The following is a 22,167-nucleotide window of genomic DNA, read 5'->3' as shown; positions in this document are numbered from 1 at the left end:
GTTATTCACGATCCGGTGCTGTGCACTCGGAGGCCTCCGGATTGATCCGGCAACGCACCTTGCGCAGCAGTGTCAGCATCTCGCCGTTGTACACCTCTGGCACCTCATCACCGTCCGCGTCGACACCATCACGCAGCTCGATACGGTTCTGCCGGAACATTTCCTGATAATCCGCAATGTCGGAATCCGGAATCCGGACCCAGTCCTCCTCCGGGATATCACTCTCATACTCCTTGAGCCTATCCAGCGCGTCATCAAAGTGATCCATCGCCACTTCACGCGAGGTTTGCGCTTCCTCATCCGTGAGAACGTCATCACGTACCACGATCTGCATCGTCAGCTGGCCAAGCGGGTAGTCCACAACACCACCTTCGTCACCAACCCCCCGATAAAGTTCCAGTGCCTCGTAGGCCCAGCCCGGGGCATAGGCCGCGTCCACCGAGTGATTATTGAACTTGCCGCCGAAATCGGTGATCGCGGAGGGCTCCACACTGGCATTCACATAATTAACCATGTGCTCATGGTCCGGGTTATTCTTGAGAGTCGCGATACGCTTGCCGGCCAGATCCTCGACAGTGTCCATGTCACTGTCCGTCACGAACAGGTAGGCCGCGCCCAGCGGAAAGATGCCCGCAATCTCGTAGTTGCCTTCCTTCATGTACTTGCTGGCCGAAGGCTTATTGATGGCGGTAAGTACCATTTCCAGGTGCTCGTAGGTGGGAATGGCACCCACCGCACTGAGCGTGCCCGTGAACGCATTGTAGCGCCGGATCCGCAGGTCGGTGGCGGCCAGCGCATCGCAGTCACCCGCGGAGAAGGCGGACATGGCCACGCCTTCGTCCGTGTAGGGCTCCAGGTTGAACTTGATGCCCTCGTCGCGCATATCGAGCGCATAGTTCTCCACCAGCGCATACTGGTCACCGCTGGAACCGATCAGATCGAACACGCACATATCGATTTCCTTGTCCTGCGCCTGGGCAAAAGGCGCCAGGCCAAGGCATACAGCTGCTGTCAGACTGCGGAGTCGCATGGATTTCTCCTGTTGGCTTTTGTTATCGGTTGATCCTGTGGCCGGTCCTGTCAGAGCAGGCCTTCGGTATCAATACTGTCGTCCTCGTCCGCCTCGGTGCCGGTCTCACCGAAACGGTTCTTCGGGGTGCGATGGCCGTGCTCACGGGTCCAGAGCCGGTCGGACACGGCCCAGACGGTACGCATCGCCACACGGTCCGCGAGCTGATACCGCTCCCACACCTCAAAGTCTCCGGACGTCTTGTCCAGATAGGCAAGCACCTCGGCGATGGTCTCATCACGCCCCACATTCTCGGCGATCATCAGCTCGAAGGCGGCCGGGATGCGCAGCCCTTTCTCCACGCCAAGCCGGCGGTTGCGCGCCAGAACCTCCCAGGTGTCCGCGGAGACCTCGTCCGGTTTCAGATCCGGCAGCAGCACCCAGATGGTGGCCCTCAGGCCTTCCGGAATACCGGCCCATTTCTCGTTGTCGACGCAATAGGTGGAACGCTCAACCTGAGCGGCCAGCTGGCGGGAAACGTCCGCGCGCCCCTGTGCCTTACCATCGTTCAGCACGGCCTGGGCACCGGCAACCAGCCCCAGGAGGAACGTGATTTCATCCTGGTCGGAGTACAGGTTCGGACACTCGGCATCCGGCGTGGGCTCATAGCTGAACCCGGTCAGCATCCGTTTGAAGGCACGCTCCCGGCGCTCAGCGGTAACACCATACCGACGCTGCATGGCCTCGCGGGCATCACGCAGCTCATTCATGTTGCCCTCATAGTCGGCCCGCAGGTAACGCAGCTCCTGCTCCTGCGACTCCTCCTCCATGCAGATGCCAGCCAGTACGGACAGCAGCGTCCCGGTCTTGGCCGGTTCCATGGTTACCCGGGAAAAAGAATAGAGCAGCGGGTCCACGGACTCGCCCAGCGAGCAGGCTTTCCCCACGTCCGTCATCGCCAGCACGTAGGGCGTGTTCTCGGCTTCGGCATAACCGGTCATCACGTCACCGGTTATCTTGTGGAGGGGGTTAACGGAACACCCGGCCAGCATTACCAGAGCGACAAGCACACCAGTGATGCGAGCCAGGGAGATGCCGTTATTGGTTTTGTTCGGCATGATCACTCTCCATCTGTTACGCAGCAGCCCGGAAGCGGGCACCGAATTGTTGGACAATCCACTCAAATGCCCGCCACAGAGCGGGCTAAAGCTTGATGATCGTCAAGGCCGTCATGAAACGGCAGTCTCGGGGAGGATGCAACGGCCGAAATGGCAGGTCTGTGATGTCGTTACAGCGAGTAACCGCAGGTAACAACGGTCTGGCCTGAGTCCACAAGGCTGCGGAGAGTGCAAAATCTTCTGAAAAAAGGCTTCAGGAAGGGGGAATCTTCAGCATGCTCATCACATGATCCGCCAGATTCTCAATGGTCATATCCCCCTCGGGCCGGTACCAGGTAATGGTCCAGCTGAGTGCGCCAGTGAGGAACCGACGCAGTATGAACGGCTCCGCCTCGATCAGCCCATCACTTTTGGCACGGGTCAGCGTGTCCAGCCAGATGCCTTCGTAGACCTCCCGGAGTTCCAGGATCTCCGCCTGACTGGCCTCGGACAGGCTCCGCCATTCATAGACCAGCACTGCCATGGCCTCGCCCGTCTCGCCATTGATCGATTCCAGCTCGCACTGGACGAGAACCCGCAGCGCATCGCGGGTACTACCCGCCGATGCCAGGCGTGACCGCATGCGTCCCGTATTCACCAGGATCGCCTCCCTCATCACCGCCTTGAGGATCTCCTCCTTGGTGCGGAAGTGATGGAAGATACTCCCGGACTGGATCCCCACAGCTGCTGCCAGATCCCGCACCGTGGTGCGCTCATAGCCCTTGTCCCGGAACAGGTGGGCGGCCTGGCGGAGGAGGCGGCCCCGTGGGGATTCGGGATCGGTGAAGCTCGGGGGAGCAGACTGGGTGGGCATTTCCTGGGACAAAACAGAAGTCTCCAATTGGGTAGTGCGACTGAGTCTAGCAGGAAGCTAGTCTATCACAGTTTACAAACCAAGCGCTTGCTAGGTATATTCAATCCCAACCACGACCAATTCAGTAAGGACCACCACCATGAGCGCCCCCCAATCCCTGCGCATCGGCTGCGCCGCCGCTTTCTGGGGCGACACCCAGACCGCCGCACGCCAACTCGTGGAGCAAGGCAACCTGGACTATCTGGTCTTCGACTACCTGGCCGAAATCACCATGTCCATCATGGCCGGCCAGAAGATGAAAGACCCCAGCCAGGGCTACGCCCGGGACTTCGTCGACACCGTCATGGGGCCGCTTCTTGGGGAGATCAGCAACCAGGGCCTTAAGGTCATCAGCAATGCCGGTGGCGTGAACCCGACCGCCTGCCGCGACGCCCTCCAGGCCCTGGTGGATGAACAGGGCCTGGACCTGACGATCGCGCTGGTGCTGGGAGACGACCTGATGCCACAGAAAGGCGAACTCTCGAAGGCCGGCATTACCGAAATCGACACCGGCGCCCCCCTGCCCGGCATGATGGTCAGCCTCAACGCCTACCTCGGTGCCCCGGGCATTGTGCAGGCACTGGAACAGGGCGCGGACATCGTCATCACCGGCCGAGTTGCCGACAGCGCCGTCGTCCTCGCCCCCCTGATGCATGAATTCGGCTGGACCGTCGACGACTATGACCGCCTCGCCCAGGGCAGCCTCGCCGGCCACCTCATCGAATGCGGCGTTCACGCCACCGGCGGCAACTTTACCGACTGGGAACGCGTCGCCGAGGGCTTCGACAACATGGGCTTCCCCATCGCCGAGGTGAGCCCGGACGGCAGCTTTACCCTGACCAAGCCCCCGGAAACCGGCGGCGAAGTCAGCTTTGGCACTGCGGCGGAACAGCTCGTCTATGAAATCGACGACCCACGCGCCTACTACCTACCGGACGTCATCTGCGATTTCACCAACGTTACCATCGAGGAAACCGGCACCGACCAGGTCCGCATCAGCGGCGCCCGCGGCCTGCCCCCGACCAACACCTACAAGGTCGCCGGCACCTGGCCCGATGGCCACAAGTGCACCGTCACCTTCCTGCTCGCCGGGATGGACGCCGCGCGCAAAGCCGAAGCGGTTTCCAGCGCGATACTGCGCAAGTCCGAACGCCTGATCCAGGAACAGGGCTACGCCCCCTACAGCGACACCAGCGTGGAACTGCTGGGCACCGAAACCACCTACGGCCCCCAGGGCCGCCACGGCGACACCCGCGAAGTGGTCATCAAGATCAGCGCTACCCACCCGGACAAGAAAGCCCTGGTCATCTTCTCCCGCGAGATCGCCCAGGCCGGCACGGGCATGGCCCCGGGCCTGACCGGCATCGTCGGCGGCCGCCCCACGGTCTGGCCCAAGATCCGGCTTTACTCCTGTCTGGTGCCCAAGGACCAGGTCTCGGTAACCATCGAGTACAAGGGCGAAAAGACCGAGGTGGCGGCACCACAGGAAGGCGGCTTCTCACGGGATCAGATCGCAGACCCCGTGGACGTACCGGCCCCGGAAGGAAACGCCGACACCGAAGTCCGCCTGGTCGACCTGGCCTGGGGCCGCAGTGGCGACAAGGGCGACCACTGCAACATCGGCGTTGTCGCCCGGCGAGCCGAGTATCTGCCATGGATTGCGGCTACGCTGACAGAGGAGCGCGTGGCGGAGTGGATGGGACACACACTGGACCCAGAAAACGGCGAGGTCCTGCGCTGGCACATGCCCGGCATCAACGCGCTGAATTTCCTGCTCAAGCACAGCCTTGGAGGCGGCGGCGTGGCCAGCCTGCGGATTGATCCACAGGGGAAGGCATTTGCGCAGCAGTTACTGGAGATTCCAGTGCGGGTGCCGTCAGATTTGTTGGCGTGAAGAGGCGGGGTAGCGCTACCCAAAACGTTAGAAGCGCCGATGCGGGGGAACCCTTTCGGGGAGGCTCGATGACAGGATGTCATCGCGCCAGCGCCCAGGGATGGGTTCACAGCGGTCCCCGAAAGGGTTCCCCCGCAGCGGTGCAGGCACATAAACAACATGCTTGGGGCAAGGACCAAAACACCCAATGAGCTACCAATCAATCTTCAAAGAAGACCTTTTTAAAGACCAGACCATCATCGTCACCGGCGGCGGCTCCGGCATCGGCCGCTGCACCGCCCATGAACTGGCAGCCCTCGGCGCCAACGTCATTCTCATCGGCCGCAAGCTCGAAAAAGTCCAGACCGTCGCCGACGAGATCAAAGAGGACGGTGGCACCGCCCATCCCTACAGCTGCGACATCCGCGACGAAGACACCGTGAAACCGGCAGTCCAGACCATCATCAAAGAACACGGCCCCATCCACGGCCTGGTCAACAACGCCGGCGGCCAGTTCCCCTCGCCGCTGGCCGGCATCAACCAGAAAGGCTGGGAAACCGTCGTGCGCACCAACCTCACTGGCGGCTTCCTGGTCTCGCGCGAGGTCTACAACCAGAGCATGACGAAAACCGGCGGCGCCATTGTGAACATCGTGGCCGACATGTGGGGCGGCATGCCCGGTATGGGACACTCGGGGGCAGCGCGGGCCGGGATGGTCAACTTCACCCAGACCGCCGCGGTGGAATGGGGTGCTTCCGGCGTGCGCGTGAACGCCGTTGCTCCCGGCTGGATCGCCTCCAGCGGCATGGACAGTTACCCGGACAGCATGAAGAGCTGGATCCGCGGCCTGCGCGACGCCGTGCCCTGCAAGCGCATCGGCACCGAAGCGGAAGTGAGCTCGGCCATCTGCTTCCTGCTCTCCCCCGGCTCACGCTTCATCTCCGGCGACACCCTGCGCATCGACGGCGGCGCCTCCCAAGGCGGAAGCGTCTGGCCGCTGCCGAAAGCGAAGAACAACGAGGCCTTCAACGGCTTCCACCGGGCGGTGACGCCCCGGGTACTCCAGGACGACGAGGACTGAACGCCATGCAGGTGATTGAATCCACCATCAATCCCAACAGCCCGGAATTCGCCGGAAACGCGGAGGCCATGCAGGCCGAGATCGAGACCTTCCGTGATGTCGAGCGGCAGGTACGCGACAAGGCGGAAGAGGCGCGGGAAAAGTTCAACCAGAAGAACAAGCTCCTGCCCCGGGACCGCATCAACCTGCTCCTGGACCGCGGCAGTCCCTTCCTGGAGATCTGCCCACTCGCCGGCTACAAGATGCACGACGACAAAGACGGCTCCATGGCCGGCGGTGGCATGATCTGCGGCATCGGGTACGTGGGCGGTGCACGGGTGATGGTCTCCGCCAGCAACAGCGCCATCAAGGGCGGCACCATCACCCCGGCGGGCCTGGACAAGACCCTGCGCGCCCAGGAAATCGCCATGGAGAACAACCTCCCGGTCATCTCACTCTCCGAAAGCGGCGGCGCCAACCTCAACTACGCCACGGACATCTTCGTCCCCGGCGCCCGGGGCTTCGCCAACCAGGCCCGCATGTCCGCCGCCGGGATACCGCAGATCACCGTGGTCCACGGCAACGCCACCGCCGGCGGCGCCTACCAGCCCGGCCTTTCGGACTACGTGATCGTCGTGCGCGACCAGGCCAAGATGTTCCTCGCCGGCCCGCCCCTACTCAAGGCCGCTACCGGCGAAATCGCCACGGACGAAGAGCTCGGCGGCGCCGTCATGCACAGCGAAGTCGCCGGGACCGCCGAATACCTCGCCGAGAACGACGCCGACGGCGTGCGCCAGGCCCGCGAAATCATGGCCTCGCTCGACTGGAACAAGACACTGCCGGAACACGCCCCGAAGGACTGGGACGAACCACAGCACAGCCCGGACGAACTCCCCGGCGTGATCCCAGCCGACAGCCGCAGGCCCTACGACGTACGCGAGATCCTCGCCCGTATTGCTGACGGCTCACGCTTCCTCGACTTCAAGAACGACTTCGACAGCCAGACGGTCTGCGGCTGGATCGAGATCTATGGCCGATCCGTGGGCATCATCGGCAACAACGGCCCCATCACCCCTAACGGCGCCGCCAAGGCCGCCCAGTTCATCCAGCTCTGCGACCAGTCCCAGACACCGCTTCTGTTCCTGCACAACACCACCGGCTTCATGGTCGGCACCGACTCCGAGCAGAACGGCATCATCAAGCACGGCTCCAAGATGATCCAGGCCGTCACCAACGCCCGCGTGCCGCGCATTGCCGTGGTCGTCGGCGGCTCCTACGGCGCCGGCAACTACGCCATGTGCGGCCGGGGTCTCGACCCCCGTTTCATCTTCGCCTGGCCCAACAGCCGCACCGCCGTCATGGGCGGCGCCCAGGCAGGCAAAGTGATGCGCATCGTGGCCGAGGAAAAGCAACGCAAGAACGGCGTCGAACCCGACCCACAACAGCTCGACGTGCTCGAGAAATCCACGGCGAAGAAACTCAATGATGGTTCCCACTCCCTCTTCGGCACCGCCCGACTCTGGGACGACGGGCTGATTGACCCAAGAGATACACGCCGGGTTGTGGGTGAAGCGCTGGCGATTTGTCAGGAGGGCGATGAACGCCCCCTTCAACCCAACAGCTTCGGCGTGGCGCGCCTTTAGGAGGCTGCTTTGCAGACGATATGGAAAACAATCGCGAGCAAGCTCGCTCCTACACAAGACAAGGCTGTAGCGGCGTTACTCACACGCTCGGATGGCTCTGGAGTGGGGGATTCTTTCCGGGAGGCTCGATGACAGGGATGTCATCGCGCCAGCGCCCATGGATGGGTTCACAGCGGTCCCGGAAAGAATCCCCCACTTCAGAGCCCGGCAAAGACACAACAACCTAGAGACAACATAGAGGCCAATAACAAATGCAATTCACCGAAGAACACCAGGCCCTAAGAAAAACCGTCCGCGATTTCGTGGAGAAGGAAATCAACCCCAACTGCGATGAATGGGAACGCGAGGGCCGCTACCCCATCCACGAGATCTTCAGGAAACTCGGCGACCTCAGCCTCCTCGGCATCCAGAAACCCGAGGACTACGGCGGCATGGGCCTCGACTACAGCTACAACCTCGTCGCCGCCGAGGAATTCGGAATCGCCGCCGCCGGCGGCGTGCCCCTGTCCATCGGCGTCCAGACCGACATGTGCACTCCGGCCCTGGCCCGTTTCGGTTCCACCGAGCAGAAAGAAGAATTCCTGCGCCCCGCCATCACCGGCGAGAAGGTCGGCTGCATCGGCGTCAGCGAAGTCGGCGCGGGCTCGGACGTCGCGGGACTGAAGACCAACGCCAAATCCGACGGCGACGACTACATCATCAACGGCCACAAGATGTGGATCACCAACGCCCCCAGTGCCGACTTCATCTGCCTGCTGGCCAACACCAGCGATGACAAGCCGCACAAGAACAAGAGCCTGATCATCGTCCCCATGGACACACCCGGCATCAGCGTCGCGCCGCACCTGGACAAGCTCGGCATGCGCTCTTCCGAGACCGCTCAGGTCTTCTTCGACGACGTGCGCGTGCCCAAGCGCAACCGCATCGGCGCCGAAGGCACCGGTTTCATGATGCAGATGCTGCAGTTCCAGGAGGAACGCCTCTGGGGCGCCGCCAACGTCATCAAGGCGCTGGAAGGCTGCGTGGATAAGACCATCGACTACTGCCGCGAGCGCGAAACCTTCGGCCAGCCGCTGATCAACAACCAGGCCATCCACTTCCGCATGGCCGAGCTCCAGACCGAGATCGAGGCCCTGCGCGCCCTCACCTACCAGGCCTGCGAGCTGCATGTGGCCCAGAAGGATGTGACCCAGCTCGCCTCCATGGCCAAGCTCAAGGCCGGGCGTCTGGGCCGCGAAGTGACAGACGCCTGCCTGCAGTACTGGGGCGGCAACGGCTACATGTGGGATAACCCGGTCTCCCGCGCCTACCGCGACGTGCGCCTGGTGTCAGTGGGCGGAGGGGCCGACGAGATCATGCTCGGCATCATCTGCAAACTCATGGGCACCCTGCCCGGCAAGCAGAAAGGAGACTCGTGATGGCCACCCTCCCCGAGTGCGAGACGCTGAAACTGGAACAGTCCGGCAGCATCCTGCATCTCACCCTCAACCGGCCGGACAGCCGCAATGCCATGAGCCTGGCCATGGTTCACGAGCTGCGCTCGGTGTTTGCCGCCATTCGCGACGACACGGGGGTGCGGGCCGTGGTCCTGCGCGGCACCGGCGGGCACTTCTGTGCCGGGGGTGATGTGAAGGACATGGCCTCGGCGCGTGGGCAGAAGGCGGAGGATGGCAGTGATCCGATCTTTGAGCTGAACCGGGCGTTCGGGCATCTGTTGAGCGAAGCGGAATCGGCGCCGCAGACGACGGTCGCGGTACTGGAGGGCGTCGTCATGGGCGGCGGTTTCGGGCTGGCCTGTGTGTCAGATGTCGCCCTGTGCCTGGAGAGCGCGAAATTCGGGCTGCCGGAGACGACCCTGGGGATCACGCCGGCGCAGATCGCGCCCTTTGTGGTGCGTCGGATCGGGCTGACCCAGGCGCGGCGGCTGGCGTTGACGGGGCATCGGTTTGATGGGAGTGAGGCGTTCTGGCTTGGCGTTGTGCATGACTTTGCCAAGTCCGGTGAGGAGCTGGATCAGAAGCTGGAGCAGCTTTTGGAGCGGATCCGGCATTGTGCACCGCACGCGTCGCGGATGACCAAGGAGCTTCTGCTGTCAGTCGAATCGGAGCCTTTGGACGCACTGCTCGACAAGGCGGCCCGGGACTTTGCCGGGGCGGTGCGCGGTGACGAGGGGCAGGAAGGGACGACGGCGTTCATGCAGAAGCGCAAGCCTTCCTGGGCCGAGGAATAGTCTGTTTTCCAGACGGCTGAGTGTGTTGCCGGTGGAAAATAACTACACCACCGATGAGGGGTGATGGATGTTCAATAAGGTTCTTATTGCCAACCGTGGCGAGATCGCGGTGCGGATCAACCGGACGGCCCAGGCGATGGGTTATCGGACGGTGGCGGTGTTCAGTGATGCGGACCGGGACGCGCCGCATGTGCGGGTGGCGGATGAAGCGGTTCGCGTGGGGCCGGCGCCGGCGGGTGAGTCGTACCTGAATATTGAGGCCATCCTGGAGGCGGCGCGCCTGACCGGGGCGGATGCAATCCATCCGGGGTATGGGTTCCTGTCGGAAAACGCGGCGTTCGTCTCAGCCTGCGCGGAACACGGGATCACCTTCATCGGGCCGCCAGCACATGCCATGGAGCTGATGGGGAGCAAACGGCGATCCAAGGAGGCGATGGCCGAGGCGGGCGTACCGACGGTGCCGGGCTTCCAGAGCGCGGAGACGGATCCCTCCCCCTGGCAGAAGGCCGCCGAGGAGATCGGGTACCCGGTGATGATCAAGGCGTCCGCCGGTGGCGGCGGACGAGGCATGCGGCTGGTGCATGAGCCCGACAAACTGGCGGATGAGCTGGCCCGGGCCCGCTCAGAGGCGGAGTCGGCCTTCGGCGACGGGGAGCTGATCCTGGAAAAGGCGATCGTCCGGCCGCGACACATCGAGATCCAGGTGTTCGCGGATCAGCAGGGTCATGCCATCCATCTGGGGGAACGGGACTGCTCCGTTCAGCGCCGTCACCAGAAAGTGGTCGAGGAAGCGCCCTCACCGTTCGTCGATGAATCCATGCGTCAGGCCATGGGCGATGCGGCGGTGAAGGCCGCCCAGGCCTGTGGTTATGTGGGCGCCGGCACGGTGGAGTTCATCGTGGACGAGGCGCGGAACTTCTACTTCCTGGAGATGAACACGCGCCTGCAGGTGGAGCACCCGGTCACCGAGGAAGTCACGGGGCTGGACCTGGTGGAACTGCAGCTCCGGGTCGCCCAGAGTGAACCACTGCCGTTGCAGCAGTCGGATGTCCGCATTCAGGGCCACGCCATCGAAGTCCGGCTCTATGCCGAGGATCCCGCTCAGGGGTACATGCCTCAGACCGGCCCGCTCCACCGCTGGCGCCCCGCCCTGGGCGACGGTATCCGCGTGGATGACGGCATCCGCGAAGGAAACGCGGTTACGCCGCACTACGACCCGATGATCGCCAAGGTCGTGGCGCGCGGCCAGGACCGCGACAGCGCCCGGCGCAGGCTGATCCGATCCCTCGAGGATACGGTCCTGCTCGGCGTCACGCACAACGCCTGGTTTCTCTCCCGCATCCTCGCCCATGAAACCTTTGCCGCCGGCGAGGCCACCACGGCCTTCCTTGAGACCGAATTCCAGGGCGACCCCAGCCTGTCCCCGCTTGAACCCACAACCGCGGAACTGGCGCTGGCGGCGCTCATCCTGTACCGGACAGGCACCACCGGCCCCCTTGAGGATCACGCGGGCTGGAGCAACAGCCTGCCCAGTGCCTGCCCGATCCAGCTGGCGACCGGTGAGCACCAGCAGTGGGTCCGGCTGACCGATCAGCGGGGCCTGATCGAGGCGCAAGTCGGTGAAATCCGCCATGAGCTGCGGATTGAGTCCCAGGATGCGAATGAGTTGGTCGTCACCCTCGACGGTGTGCGTCAGAAGAGCCAATATCAGATTGTCGGATCAACCCTATATTGTCACGCCAAGGGTCGCGCCCTGCGTTTTGAGGACACGACCCACGCTCCGGCCCGGCGGGCCGACGAACAGGGCAGCGGCGAGGTCCGCGCCACAATGGATGGCGCCGTCGTTGAAGTGAGCGTGACCGAGGGTGACCGGGTCCAGGCCGGCCAGACACTGGCGGTACTGGAAGCAATGAAGATGGAACACCCACTCAGGGCCGATCGCGACGGTGAGATCACCGGGGTCCGGGTCAGCACCGGCGACCAGGTGCGAACCCGCCAGATCCTGATGACCGTCACGGCCGACGCCTCACGCGACGCGGAGAGCAACAATGACAAGTAACCTGAACGGAAAAACGGTCCTTATCACCGGCGGCAGCCGCGGCATCGGCCGCGCCATTGCGCTGGCCTGCGCGCGCCAGGGCGCCAACATCGTGATCGCCGCCAAATCGGACGAGCCTCACCCCAAGCTTCCTGGCACCATCCACACCGTCGCCGAGGAAGTGGAGGCCGAGGGCAGCCGGGCACTGGCGCTGAAGCTGGACGTCCAGGACGAAAACCAGGTGGGCGAGGTCATGCAGAAAGCCGCTGACCACTTCGGTGGCATCGACTGCCTGGTCAACAACGCCGGCGCGATCCGCCTGCAGGGCGTCGCCGACCTGCCGGTCAAACGCTACGACCTGATGCAGTCGATCAACGCACGCGCCGTCTTCGTCTGCAGCCAGGCCGCACTGCCCTGGCTGCGCGAATCCGATCACGGCCACATCCTGAACCTAGCGCCACCGATCAGCCTCAACCCCAAGTGGTTCGCCAACAATGCGCCCTACACCATGAGCAAGTACGGCATGTCCATGCTCACCATCGGCATGGCGGAAGAGTTCCGCAAAATGCCAGTCGCGGTGAACTCGCTCTGGCCGCGAACCCTGGTGTCCACGGCCGCCATTGAATTCGAAGTGGGTGGCCCGGACCTGATGGCGAAAGGCCGCAAACCCGAGATCATGGGCGACGCCGCAGCCGCCATCCTCCAGCGCCCACCGTCGCGCACCACCGGGCAGTGCCTGATCGACGATGACGTACTGGCGGAAGAAGGCGTGACGGACCTGGAGCACTACCGGTACGACCCGAACGGACCGGAGCTGATGAAGGACTTTTTCCTCGACGACTGAAGACCAGCAACGAGCTCGATGAGGGGGAGCGGGGCACCCTTCACGGGAAGCTCTGGAGCCATGGATGGCGGAAGAGCAGCGTACAGGGATGTATTTACAGCGTTTCCCGTGAAGGGTGCCCCGCTCCCCCTCCTGCAACGAGCTAAACAAGGATCGCCATGACCACGGACCAGATCACAGCAACCGACGTCATCCGCAAAGTCCCCGGCCTCATCCGCAAAGCCCCCTACATGGCCCGGGGCCTCTATTACTATTCCCTGAGCAACGACGACAAGCCCCAGAGCATCGGCACCTTCGTCGAGCGCAACGCGCGCCGCCACAGCGAGAACGCCGCCATCCACTACGGCGAGCAGACCCTCACCTGGCACCAGTTCAACCAATGGGCCAACCAGTACGCCCACTGGTTCCGAAGCCAGGGTCTGAAGCGCGGTGACACCATTGGCGTTCTGCTTGAGAACCGCCCGGAACTCCTGGCGGTCGTCACCGGCGCAGGCAAGATGGGCATTGCCTGCGCCATGCTCAATACCTCGCAGAAAGGTGACGTCCTCGTACACAGCATTGGCCTGGTCGAGCCGGAAAAGATCGTGGTGGGCGAGGAACTCCTGGACACGTTTGAAGCCATACGGGACCGCGTCACCCCGGAGGGCGACAACACCCTGCTGTACCTTGCCGACCGGGATACCCGCAGCGACTTCGGCGATGCCCCGGAAGGCTATACCAATCTCGCCGAGGCCATCAGTGCCGTCGACACACTCGACCCGGCCCCCAAGGACCCGCCCCGGCTCGGCGACACCGCCGTCTACATCTACACCTCCGGCACCACCGGCCTGCCCAAGGCAGCCCCGAGCAGCCACCGCAAGTTCTTCAAGGCCAGCGGCAGCTTCGGGCTCATGGCGCTGAACATGACGCCGGACGATGTACTCTACTGCAGCCTGCCCTTCTACCACGGCACCGCGCTGCTGGTGTGCTGGGGGTCGGTGCTCTCCGGCTCTTCATCGCTGGTCATGAAACGCCGGTTCAGCGCCAGCCGCTTCTGGGATGACGTGCGCTACTACGGCGCCACCACCTTCGGGTATGTGGGCGAACTCTGCCGCTACCTGCTGAACCAGCCGGCCACCTCCCAGGATCGCAACCATCCACTGCGTAAGATGATCGGTAATGGGCTCCGCCCCTCCATCTGGAGCGAGTTCAAGGAACGCTTCGGTATCGAACAGGTAGCGGAGTTCTACGCCTCCAGCGAAGGCAACATCGGGTTCACCAATGTCTTCAATCTCGACTGCACGGTGGGCATGTCCACGGCCCCCTACAAGCTCGTAAAAGTGAAGGAAGGCACCAAGGAACCCATCCGGGATAACCAGGGCAAGCTGCAGGAAGTCGCGAAGGGCGAGCCCGGCCTGCTGATCGGCGAGATCAACCAGAAGTGGAACTTCGAGGGCTACACCCGCAAGGAAGACACCGAGAAGTCCATCATCCGGGACGCCTTCAAAAAAGGCGACGCCTGGTTCAACACCGGCGACATGATGCGCGACATCGGCTGGCGCCACCTGCAGTTCGTCGACCGCATGGGCGACACCTTCCGCTGGAAGGGCGAGAACGTCTCCACCAACGAGGTGGAAAACATCATCGACGGCTTCGGCGGCTTTGAGGACATTGTCGTCTACGGCGTGACCATCCCGGGCCACGATGGCAAGGCGGGCATGGCCACCCTGGTGCCGCGTGACCAGGCGCCGGATATGGATGCCTTCCACCGCTACCTGAAGGACAACCTGCCGCCCTACGCAGTGCCTGTCTTCCTGCGGCTGACCGAAGCCATCGAGACCACCGGCACTTTCAAGTACAAGAAAACCGACCTCCAGAAGCAGGCCTGGCACCCGGGCGACGAAGGCGATCAGGTGTTCGCGCTGCTGCCGGGCGGCAACGGTTACCAGGAACTGGACAAGGCCACCGTGGCGGCCATCGACCGCGGCGAGATCGCATTCTGAGGGAGTGTATCGATGACAGACCCAACGCCGAAGATCCATGCCTTCCAGGACGATGCCCTGGGCAATGATGATGCGGTGGCGCTGAAGGAACGGCTCAACCGGGGTGCGGTTTCCGAGCAGGACGTGACCCGGGCGGCCATCGAACGCCTGCGCCAGCTGGATCCGCAGCTTAACGCCCTGGTGGTGGAATGCTTCGACGAGCCAAGGAAAAGTACGCCGGGCCAAAACGGCAGTCTGTCCGGCATCCCGTCACTACTCAAGGACAACACTGACCTCAAGGGGATTCCCAGCCGCCATGGCTCCGCCGCCATCCAACCGCACCCGGCCAGGCACGACGGCGCCTACGCAAAGGAATTCCTGGCTGCGGGCCTGACCCTGCTTGGCAAGACGGCTCTACCCGAGTTCGGTTTCAACGCCACCACCGAACCGGCCCACGACGAGCCGACCCGCAATCCCTGGAACCCGGCATTCTCAACCGGCGGTTCCTCAGGTGGGTCCGCGGCCATGGTGGCGGCTGGCGCCGTCCCCATGGCCCATGCCAACGATGGCGGTGGTTCCATCCGCATTCCCGCTGCCTGCTGCGGCCTGGTCGGGCTCAAGCCCACACGGGGGCGCCATGCTGTCAGTGAAACCGCCCGCCCACTACCGATCAATGTGGTCAGCGAAGGCGTGGTCACCCGCACGGTCCGTGACACTGCTCTCTTTCATGCCGAAATGGAACGCGTGCACCGCAACCGCAAACTACCGCCCATCGGCCATGTCCAGGGGCCGGGCCATAAGCGGTGCCGCGTGGGCCTGATGCCGGACTCCATCAACGGCACCCCGACCGACGAGGCCACCCGGCGCGCCGTGGAGGACACCGCCCACCAGCTGGAGCTCAACGGCCACCGGATCGAGCCCGTGGCCCCACCGGTGGATCCCTCGTTCCCGGAGGACTTCAAGCACTACTGGGGGATGCTGTCATTCCTGGCTACCGCCGGCGGCCGCTTCGCCTTCGGCAAAGGGTTTGACCCTGAGCAGGTGGACGGCCTCAGCCGTGGGCTCTATCAACGTTTCCGGCGCAACATGCACCGCCTGCCGGCGATCATCACACGCCTCAAACGCACCCGGAAGCAGTACGCGCGCTTCTTCGAGGACTACGACATCCTGCTCTCGCCGGTGCTCGGCCACACCACCCCGGAACTGGGCTGGCTGCACCCGGATGTGTCCTACGACACCCTGATGGAGCGCCTGTCGGCGTACGTGAGCTTCACGCCCTACTGCAACACCGCCGGCGGCCCGGCACTCTCCATGCCCATGGGCTGGACGGACCAGGGGCTGCCCATCGGCGTCCATCTGGCCGCCGGGCACGGGCAGGAGCGGTTGCTGCTGGAGCTGGGGTATGAACTGGAAAGCGGGTGAAGCCGAACCTGGACTCGAAGCATTCAATCGGGTTGGTCTGGCTGGGATTGCTCAACCCTACCCCTAATATGGGACTTGGGGGGATTACCGCTCATAATTGGCGGTAAGTGTCTTATTAGGGCAGTCGGGCGCGAAGCACCAGATAGCTTCTGTGACACAGTACATGCCTGCATCGCCCAGTATATGCATGTTGTCTGGTAGGTGCTAACTCGACCACAGCCAGTTCAGGCGATTAACTAGGACTTGACTGTGCCAGTCTGCAAAGATGCGCCCAAAGATAAGGATTTTAAGAGCTGTAAATCCCCGAGCGAATCGGGGATCCCTTCTTTAGAACATTTCAGTTGGATTTATTACGGCGTAGGACTCCCATTCCAAGTAAACCAAGGCTTAGAAGCGCCAATGTACCTGGTTCAGGAACGGAAGCACTAGGAGGAACGTCATCTGGCTCGTCCTGGTTGCCGAAGATTTGTGTCCTTAATTCAACACTTCCGCTTGAGCCAAAATTAGGCGATACAAACCCGGATAAACCTAAATTCAGATAATAACTGCAGCACTTTGGCTTGAACCGGTAGAGGTAGGAGGGCCGCCGCCGGTACCCTCACCGCCTTTACCGACCAAAGTGAAGAGCAGATGGGATACCGACAACTGACCCAGCGACAACGATACCAGATTGAGGCCGGTTTGCAGCACCGCTGCAGCCTTCGTGCGATCGCCCAGCGTATTGGGTGCAACAGTAGCACGGTCTCGCGAGAGATTCGGCGCAACACAAGCGCCCATGGCTACTGTCCTGAACAGGCCCAGCGCATCAGTTCCAGCCGCCGCCAGAAGGCCCACAAAGCCAGCAAGCAGGCGTGGTCGTTGATGATCTGGGTGAGCAAACGTCTGCGTGAATACTGGAGTCCCGGCCAGATCATCGGGTTCATGCCCGGGTGGGAAGCAGGCTCATTTCCCATCAGTGGATCTATGAGCTGATCTATCGGGACAAGGCAGCGGGCGGCGATCTTTGGCGCTACTGCCGCCAGCCGGGGCGTCGGCGCTATCAGCGTCGCCTGGCCAAGCGTGCCGGGCTTGGCCGCATCCCGAACCGGGTTGGAATCGAGCAACGGCCCAGCGATGTTGAGACTCGTGGAACACTTGGACACTGGGAAGGCGATACCGTGCTTCACGGGCATAAGCAATCGGGCCTTGTCACTCTGGCGGAGCGGCGCAGTGGTTACCTTCTGGCTGAACGGCTTGTACAGCTCAAAGCTAGGCCGACAGCCGAGGCGATCATCCGCCAGTTCCGGCCCATAAGAGGCGCGGTGCGCACGCTGACATTGGATAACGGATTTGAGTTCGCGGCCCATGAATGGATCTCTCAAACGCTCAGTGTCGGGACCTATTTCTGCGATCCGTACCGCTCCAGCCAACGGGGCACGAATGAGAACACCAACGGGCTGCTGCGCCAGTATTTCCCGAAGGGCACGGACTTCCGCAAGACCTCCGACAAAGCACTCCGGGCAACCGTAAAGCAACTGAATAACCGACCCCGGAAATGGCTCGGTTATCGCACACCGGCGGAAGTGTTCTGGGGTGAATACTCAGGCGCACTGGAAACGGGTGGTGCTGCAGTTATTAGTTGAAACCAAGACCACAGACTACCAGCAACGATGAATTGGAAAGCTAACTGCCAGGAGGATGCCGTGCAAGAGCGCATCAGAGCAGACCGTACTGCCGACAGTGAACTGCCACCGACCCTACGTGACAACCGGAAACCAAAAAATGACCGCATGGACCCTAGATCTGTCTTCAGCTAAGCTTTTACTTAAGGATTAAAGGCCGCACCCACACAAACGGATGCTATGGTGCGATATTCAGAACGCTCATAAACTCCGTAACGCGAAACTAGGTGAAATTCGCATCGCCTTGCGCCTCCAAATTTGCTGGAAGCTATGCGTTAAATCAAACAAGGAGACGATATGCCTGCAATACCGCCTATGGATGGCAACGTCAATCACGCGCCACATGTCGTTATCCTAGGCGCAGGAGCGAGCATTGCGGCATACCTAGACTGGGGTTCCGAAGGAGATGAGCTCCCATCAATGCAAGGACTGATCGATACTATTGGACTTCGTGAAGATATTGAAAACGCCGGATTCGAAGTGGTTAATTTAAACTTCGAAGCATTCTATGATGAGCTGGCATCATCAGGTGAATACCCTGACCTGCTATCCAAAATCGAATCGAAGGTGTACGACTATTTTAGCTCGCTATCTTTGCCAGAAAAGCCAACAATCTACGATTACCTTGTTCTCAGCCTTCGAGAAAAGGACATAATTGCAACATTTAATTGGGACCCATTTTTGCTTCAGGCATATATGCGAAATGAAGGCGTTGCCAAGGGTCGGAGGCCTCAATTAGCCTTTTTGCATGGCAATGTTTCCATCGGTATTTGCGAAAAAGATAAAGTTTCTGGCGTTAAGGGCGAAGTTTGCTCGCAGTGTAAACAGCCACTCTCACCCTCCAGACTGCTCTATCCGGTTAAACATAAAGACTATAACTCAGATCCATTTATACGGGGCGAGTGGGATGCTTTACGTACAAATCTTAACTATGGCTACTTTCTGACTGTTTTTGGATACAGTGCACCCAAGACTGATATTGAAGCGCGCACGCTGATGCTTGAGGTCTGGGAGGATAATAAATCGCTTGAGCTAGCTGAAGTTGAGGTTATCGATATTCGTCCGAAAGAAGACGTCGAGGATAGCTGGAATGAGTTCATATTCAGTCACCATTACATGATCGTTGAAGATATCTTTAGTAGCTATTTATTTACTCATCCTCGCCGCAGCTGTGATGCATTCTCTTCGGCTACGCTCATGTGCTCGCCTTGGCACGACAATCCATACCCAAGGTTTGAAGAGCTCAGTGAGCTACAAGAATGGGTTAGACCTCTGATCGAAGAAGAACAGCGTTACGACAAGAAAAAGGAGCGATTTTCTGGCGAACCTTTGCAGCCAAACACTGGAGGCTAGTTCTAACCAACACGTCAACGGGACCAATTTATTTGTTCCGCTACAATCGATAACCCCACCTGCTGCCCTCGCATCAGGGCTATTGGAGGATGATTTTGAGCACGGAAGTTATTAATGGGCTCTTTTCTATTGTCGGCGCCGTATTAGGCGCATTAATTACCGCATTGGTAGCAATAATCATCCATCGTAAAAGTAGGCAACGAAAAGAACTTACCATTTATTTATCAAAACCAAAGCGATTGGTAAGTGTGGATGATGTCATTAAGGACTCCATTGAAATAAAAGTTGCCGGCAGGAAAGCCGAGACCGCAAGTCATATGGATTATTATATTGCGAATACCGGTAACTCTGTAATCGACGACGTAAATATTGGAGTAAAAACAATAGGAAATACTGACATTATAGGTGGAAATGTCCCTGAGAAGAATTTTGATAGTTCTGACGAACTTGATTTAGTTGTTGGGTGGGAAAATGAAGGTGGGATAAGCATCAAGGCAGGATATCTTAATCCGGGTGAAAAAGTGAGTGGATACATCTTACTTGCAAATATTCCGGACGATGTAGAAGTAAAATATAGAGCACCTGGAGTTAAGTTGGTCTTAAAGAAGAACTATGACGCTAGCAGTGAGGATCTATTTTATAATTTAATAATACAAATGGTTAAATCAAACCCACTCTTAGACATCTATTTCAGAGCGTTCTCAAGAACATACCGTGAGAAAAGGAACAATGACGAGCTCTAACAGGTGCAAGCAAAGGATGTACAGTGACAGTATTCCCCTGACACATGCCCCGATGGAGCCCTTATTTAAGCAGCTTTTACATCTGCTTCCCTTTTGCCGGTTTTGGGCTGTTTGGGCAGTTCATTCAAAACACAGCCCTGACCCATGTGTCGTTGTGGGGTGCTCTAGAACCCTTGTTTTCACCAAGCTCGGCCGAACTTCAGTTTCGGGTATCCGCCCTCATTGCCTCGTTTCTGGAGCCCCCTGGTACGGACCGAAAAGAGCGCCAAAAGAAGCTGTACAATGAACGTCTAAAGTTGCCCACGGCCGCCCGAAGCACAGTCGCAGTATTTTGGATGCGCTCAACTTGCTTAGAGAGGTTCTGTTAAGGATCATTGAGCTAGGCTCTGTTTCAACGAATGACCAGTTAGATTCTATGATGTTTGGTGCAGATGCGTGAAATTATCCATACAAGTGCATCAACGGGAGCGGTTTGTTCCACCGGCGTTAAACACTAGGACCGTAGAATGGTGATTGACGAAAGTAATCCTGCAGGCAGACTTCACCGGATACTTTCCGAAGTGGCTACAAAGAACGGAGACGGCATCTGCGTCAGGGATGTCTGGGCTCCTGTTTTTGGTTGCAGCCCAAAAGACGAAGCTTCTGTCCTGCGCGGATTAGTCGAAGTATATGGCCTATGTGAAGAAGTAAAAAATCTGATCAAACTTAATCCAGATTTGAACCATGACCTTTACCTGGCCTCCTTCCCGAAAATCGAAAAAGCCATTCTTCCTGTAAACCTTGGGCAACAATGGAAGGCACTGAGAAGCAATCTCGACGGGGAGGTGCTTGCCCGGCTTCAATTTTGTGCAGAAGCTCTTCAAGGATTCTATTCCGAAGAGGCTATCTCAGAGGAAGATGTCTCCCAAATTCACGAAATGGTTAGTGCACTTTCCGATGCGATCACTGATAGCTCAATATCGCCAGAGCTAAAGCTTGCTCTTCTTGAGGAGCTTGATCGCATACAGAAGGCCATCGTGCTGATAAAAATAAAGGGTGCAAAGGGACTGAAAGAGGCGCTGCAATCGCTTGTGGGATCAGTGGTTGCAAACCACCAAAGCCTGAAGCAACTGGAAACAGATGAGCCTGATATTCTCGAACGGTTGGGTGGGTTGCTTGATAAGCTTGATGCTTTCACGGCTAGAGCATTAAAACTAAAAAGGATGTTGACCGGCCCGGTAAGTTACGTTCTTGATAAAATTACGGGGCCTGATGGGGAAGAAGAGCCCGTTGAGGATGATTAACCAGGCCATGCACAGGATCCAAAAACCTCTGCCTCGCTCCCGCTTTGCGAAACGGAAGCGCACGACTATGCATGAGCTAGCAAACCAGAACAAGAGTTGGTTGGTGGTCTGATGGAGCAGCCTCACACGGTGCTTAAAATCCCAGTCACAGCAACAGCTACTGCATTGCGGCTTCGCCCCAATTCATTAGCCATCAAGCTACGTGACGTTAGCGGTGGTTGGTCCAATGCTTCATAGAAAACCCTGGGAAAGGCGTCTGGAGGATCTCGCCCACGCGCTCCAGAATTGTGACTCCACTTACTTCGATCCGGAGCTTTTTCGCCGCAACACGAACTATTTCCTGCAGACAGCGAGGACAGTCACATTCATAGTCCAAAAGAATAAAGAACAGATCCCGGACTTTGACAACTGGTACAGGAACACGGTGGTTGAACCGTGGAAAGACGACAAGTTCATGGAATGGGCCAAAAACGCCCGGAACACAATTGAAAAGGAGGGAGATTTAGAGGCTTGCAGTGTCCTCCGGTTGAGATTGATCTTCTCTTATCTTGAGGAAGATGACATCGAAATCCCCTGCAATAGCGACAAGCTTCTGAAGAGCAGCACCGACAAGCTCATCCAATTTTCGAGAGATCAGCTTCCATCTGGAATTTCGCGCGCATCTGGTATTCGTGTAGAGCGTAGATGGGTGGTGTCGAACCTGCCCTCATCGGAGCTTCTTCACGCTATGGGATATGTCTATTCACGGATTTACGAATGCGTATCCGCACTGGCCTCCCACCTTGACCCTTGGTTTCAACTAATAACTGCAGCACCACCCGTTTCCAGTGCGCCTGAGTATTCACCCCAGAACACTTCCGCCGGTGTGCGATAACCGAGCCGTTTCCGGGGTCGGTTATTCAGTTGCTTTACGGTGGCCCGGAGCGCTTTGTCAGAGATCTTGCGGAAGTCCGTGCCCTTCGGGAAATACTGGCGCAGCAGCCCGTTGGTGTTCTCATTCGTGCCCCGCTGGCTGGAGCGGTACGGATCGCAGAAAT

The 22,167-nt window shown here is 59.8% G+C and carries 17 protein-coding genes and 1 pseudogene; 13 read left to right on the top strand and 5 right to left on the bottom strand.

Annotated elements, in window-relative coordinates:
- Position 1: 1 nt before the first annotated feature.
- From CK501_RS15495 to CK501_RS15485, 3 genes are all read right to left on the bottom strand, one after another.
- The gene (locus tag CK501_RS15495) at positions 2 to 1,030 is read right to left on the bottom strand and encodes a putative solute-binding protein (protein ID WP_095618649.1); all 1,029 of its coding nucleotides are present in this window, start codon (positions 1,028 to 1,030) and stop codon (positions 2 to 4) included.
- Positions 1,031 to 1,080: 50 nt separating this feature from the next.
- Entirely contained in the window at positions 1,081 to 2,127 is a 1,047-nt protein-coding gene (locus tag CK501_RS15490; protein ID WP_095618648.1) for a hypothetical protein, read from the bottom strand.
- Between the two features lie 253 nt (positions 2,128 to 2,380).
- Positions 2,381 to 2,992: a TetR/AcrR family transcriptional regulator gene (locus CK501_RS15485; RefSeq protein ID WP_269844211.1), complete on the bottom strand. Its 612-nt coding sequence runs from the start codon at positions 2,990 to 2,992 to the stop codon at positions 2,381 to 2,383.
- 127 nt (positions 2,993 to 3,119) lie between these two features.
- On the opposite strand from CK501_RS15485, the gene CK501_RS15480 reads away from it, so the two are divergent.
- From CK501_RS15480 to CK501_RS15440, 9 genes are all read left to right on the top strand, one after another.
- Positions 3,120 to 4,913, top strand: a complete 1,794-nt coding sequence (locus CK501_RS15480; RefSeq protein WP_095618646.1) for an acyclic terpene utilization AtuA family protein — start codon at positions 3,120 to 3,122, stop codon at positions 4,911 to 4,913.
- A gap of 187 nt (positions 4,914 to 5,100) precedes the next feature.
- On the top strand, positions 5,101 to 5,973 hold the full coding sequence (locus CK501_RS15475; RefSeq protein WP_095618645.1) for an SDR family oxidoreductase: 873 nt from the start codon (positions 5,101 to 5,103) through the stop codon (positions 5,971 to 5,973).
- A 5-nt stretch (positions 5,974 to 5,978) separates the two neighbouring features.
- Complete coding sequence (locus CK501_RS15470) at positions 5,979 to 7,595, top strand: acyl-CoA carboxylase subunit beta (RefSeq protein WP_095618644.1); 1,617 nt, start codon at positions 5,979 to 5,981, stop codon at positions 7,593 to 7,595.
- Positions 7,596 to 7,846: 251 nt separating this feature from the next.
- Entirely contained in the window at positions 7,847 to 9,013 is a 1,167-nt protein-coding gene (atuD, locus tag CK501_RS15465) for a citronellyl-CoA dehydrogenase (RefSeq protein ID WP_095618643.1), read from the top strand.
- Complete coding sequence (locus CK501_RS15460) at positions 9,013 to 9,825, top strand: enoyl-CoA hydratase-related protein (protein ID WP_095618642.1); 813 nt, start codon at positions 9,013 to 9,015, stop codon at positions 9,823 to 9,825. The genes atuD and CK501_RS15460 overlap by 1 nt, the downstream gene beginning before the upstream one ends.
- 67 nt (positions 9,826 to 9,892) lie before the next feature.
- Positions 9,893 to 11,884 carry an acetyl-CoA carboxylase biotin carboxylase subunit gene (locus tag CK501_RS15455; RefSeq protein WP_095618641.1) on the top strand — a complete coding sequence of 664 codons (1,992 nt, stop codon included), beginning with the start codon at positions 9,893 to 9,895 and terminating at the stop codon, positions 11,882 to 11,884.
- Positions 11,874 to 12,707, top strand: a complete 834-nt coding sequence (locus CK501_RS15450) for an SDR family oxidoreductase (RefSeq protein ID WP_095618640.1) — start codon at positions 11,874 to 11,876, stop codon at positions 12,705 to 12,707. The genes CK501_RS15455 and CK501_RS15450 overlap by 11 nt, the downstream gene beginning before the upstream one ends.
- 158 nt (positions 12,708 to 12,865) lie before the next feature.
- A complete protein-coding gene (locus CK501_RS15445) occupies positions 12,866 to 14,689 on the top strand; it encodes a long-chain-acyl-CoA synthetase (RefSeq protein ID WP_095618639.1) in 1,824 nt (607 codons plus the stop codon).
- A gap of 12 nt (positions 14,690 to 14,701) precedes the next feature.
- Complete coding sequence (locus CK501_RS15440; protein ID WP_095618638.1) at positions 14,702 to 16,090, top strand: amidase; 1,389 nt, start codon at positions 14,702 to 14,704, stop codon at positions 16,088 to 16,090.
- A gap of 337 nt (positions 16,091 to 16,427) precedes the next feature.
- Here the strand turns inward: CK501_RS15440 and CK501_RS17295 are convergent, their stop codons facing one another.
- Positions 16,428 to 16,556, bottom strand: a complete 129-nt coding sequence (locus tag CK501_RS17295; RefSeq protein ID WP_408607580.1) for a PEP-CTERM sorting domain-containing protein — start codon at positions 16,554 to 16,556, stop codon at positions 16,428 to 16,430.
- 164 nt (positions 16,557 to 16,720) lie between these two features.
- Between CK501_RS17295 and CK501_RS15430 the strand changes: the two are divergent.
- The 4 genes and pseudogenes from CK501_RS15430 (at position 16,721) to CK501_RS15420 (ending at position 21,130) form a co-directional block, all read left to right on the top strand.
- Positions 16,721 to 17,712, top strand: a pseudogene (locus CK501_RS15430) (IS30 family transposase).
- Positions 17,713 to 18,048: 336 nt separating this feature from the next.
- On the top strand, positions 18,049 to 19,104 hold the full coding sequence (locus CK501_RS15425; protein WP_198949558.1) for an SIR2 family protein: 1,056 nt from the start codon (positions 18,049 to 18,051) through the stop codon (positions 19,102 to 19,104).
- A gap of 95 nt (positions 19,105 to 19,199) precedes the next feature.
- The gene (locus CK501_RS16760) at positions 19,200 to 19,847 is read left to right on the top strand and encodes a hypothetical protein (protein WP_143421456.1); all 648 of its coding nucleotides are present in this window, start codon (positions 19,200 to 19,202) and stop codon (positions 19,845 to 19,847) included.
- Between the two features lie 506 nt (positions 19,848 to 20,353).
- A complete protein-coding gene (locus tag CK501_RS15420; RefSeq protein WP_233128926.1) occupies positions 20,354 to 21,130 on the top strand; it encodes a hypothetical protein in 777 nt (258 codons plus the stop codon).
- Between the two features lie 795 nt (positions 21,131 to 21,925).
- On the opposite strand, the gene CK501_RS15415 is transcribed toward CK501_RS15420, so the two are convergent.
- Positions 21,926 to 22,167: IS30 family transposase (locus CK501_RS15415; RefSeq protein WP_143421455.1), on the bottom strand; the 242-nt coding region annotated here is incomplete at its 5' end.

It is taken from the genome of Halovibrio salipaludis, from assembly GCF_002286965.1.
GTDB classification, from domain to species: Bacteria; Pseudomonadota; Gammaproteobacteria; order Pseudomonadales; family Oleiphilaceae; genus Halospina; species Halospina salipaludis.
The sequence above is the reverse complement of the archived record's forward strand: the minus strand, read 5'-3'. Positions and strand labels throughout refer to the sequence as shown.

Bases quoted from the DNA above. Each gene is read 5' to 3' on its own strand.
- CK501_RS15495 (WP_095618649.1), bottom strand. From the start codon at position 1,030: ATGCGACTCCGCAGTCTGACAGCAGCTGTATGCCTTGGCCTGGCGCCT.
- CK501_RS15490 (WP_095618648.1), bottom strand. From the start codon at position 2,127: ATGCCGAACAAAACCAATAACGGCATCTCCCTGGCTCGCATCACTGGT.
- CK501_RS15480 (WP_095618646.1), top strand. From the start codon at position 3,120: ATGAGCGCCCCCCAATCCCTGCGCATCGGCTGCGCCGCCGCTTTCTGG.
- CK501_RS15475 (WP_095618645.1), top strand. From the start codon at position 5,101: ATGAGCTACCAATCAATCTTCAAAGAAGACCTTTTTAAAGACCAGACC.
- CK501_RS15470 (WP_095618644.1), top strand. From the start codon at position 5,979: ATGCAGGTGATTGAATCCACCATCAATCCCAACAGCCCGGAATTCGCC.
- atuD (WP_095618643.1), top strand. From the start codon at position 7,847: ATGCAATTCACCGAAGAACACCAGGCCCTAAGAAAAACCGTCCGCGAT.
- CK501_RS15460 (WP_095618642.1), top strand. From the start codon at position 9,013: ATGGCCACCCTCCCCGAGTGCGAGACGCTGAAACTGGAACAGTCCGGC.
- CK501_RS15455 (WP_095618641.1), top strand. From the start codon at position 9,893: ATGTTCAATAAGGTTCTTATTGCCAACCGTGGCGAGATCGCGGTGCGG.
- CK501_RS15450 (WP_095618640.1), top strand. From the start codon at position 11,874: ATGACAAGTAACCTGAACGGAAAAACGGTCCTTATCACCGGCGGCAGC.
- CK501_RS15445 (WP_095618639.1), top strand. From the start codon at position 12,866: ATGACCACGGACCAGATCACAGCAACCGACGTCATCCGCAAAGTCCCC.
- CK501_RS15440 (WP_095618638.1), top strand. From the start codon at position 14,702: ATGACAGACCCAACGCCGAAGATCCATGCCTTCCAGGACGATGCCCTG.
- CK501_RS15425 (WP_198949558.1), top strand. From the start codon at position 18,049: ATGCCTGCAATACCGCCTATGGATGGCAACGTCAATCACGCGCCACAT.
- CK501_RS15420 (WP_233128926.1), top strand. From the start codon at position 20,354: ATGGTGATTGACGAAAGTAATCCTGCAGGCAGACTTCACCGGATACTT.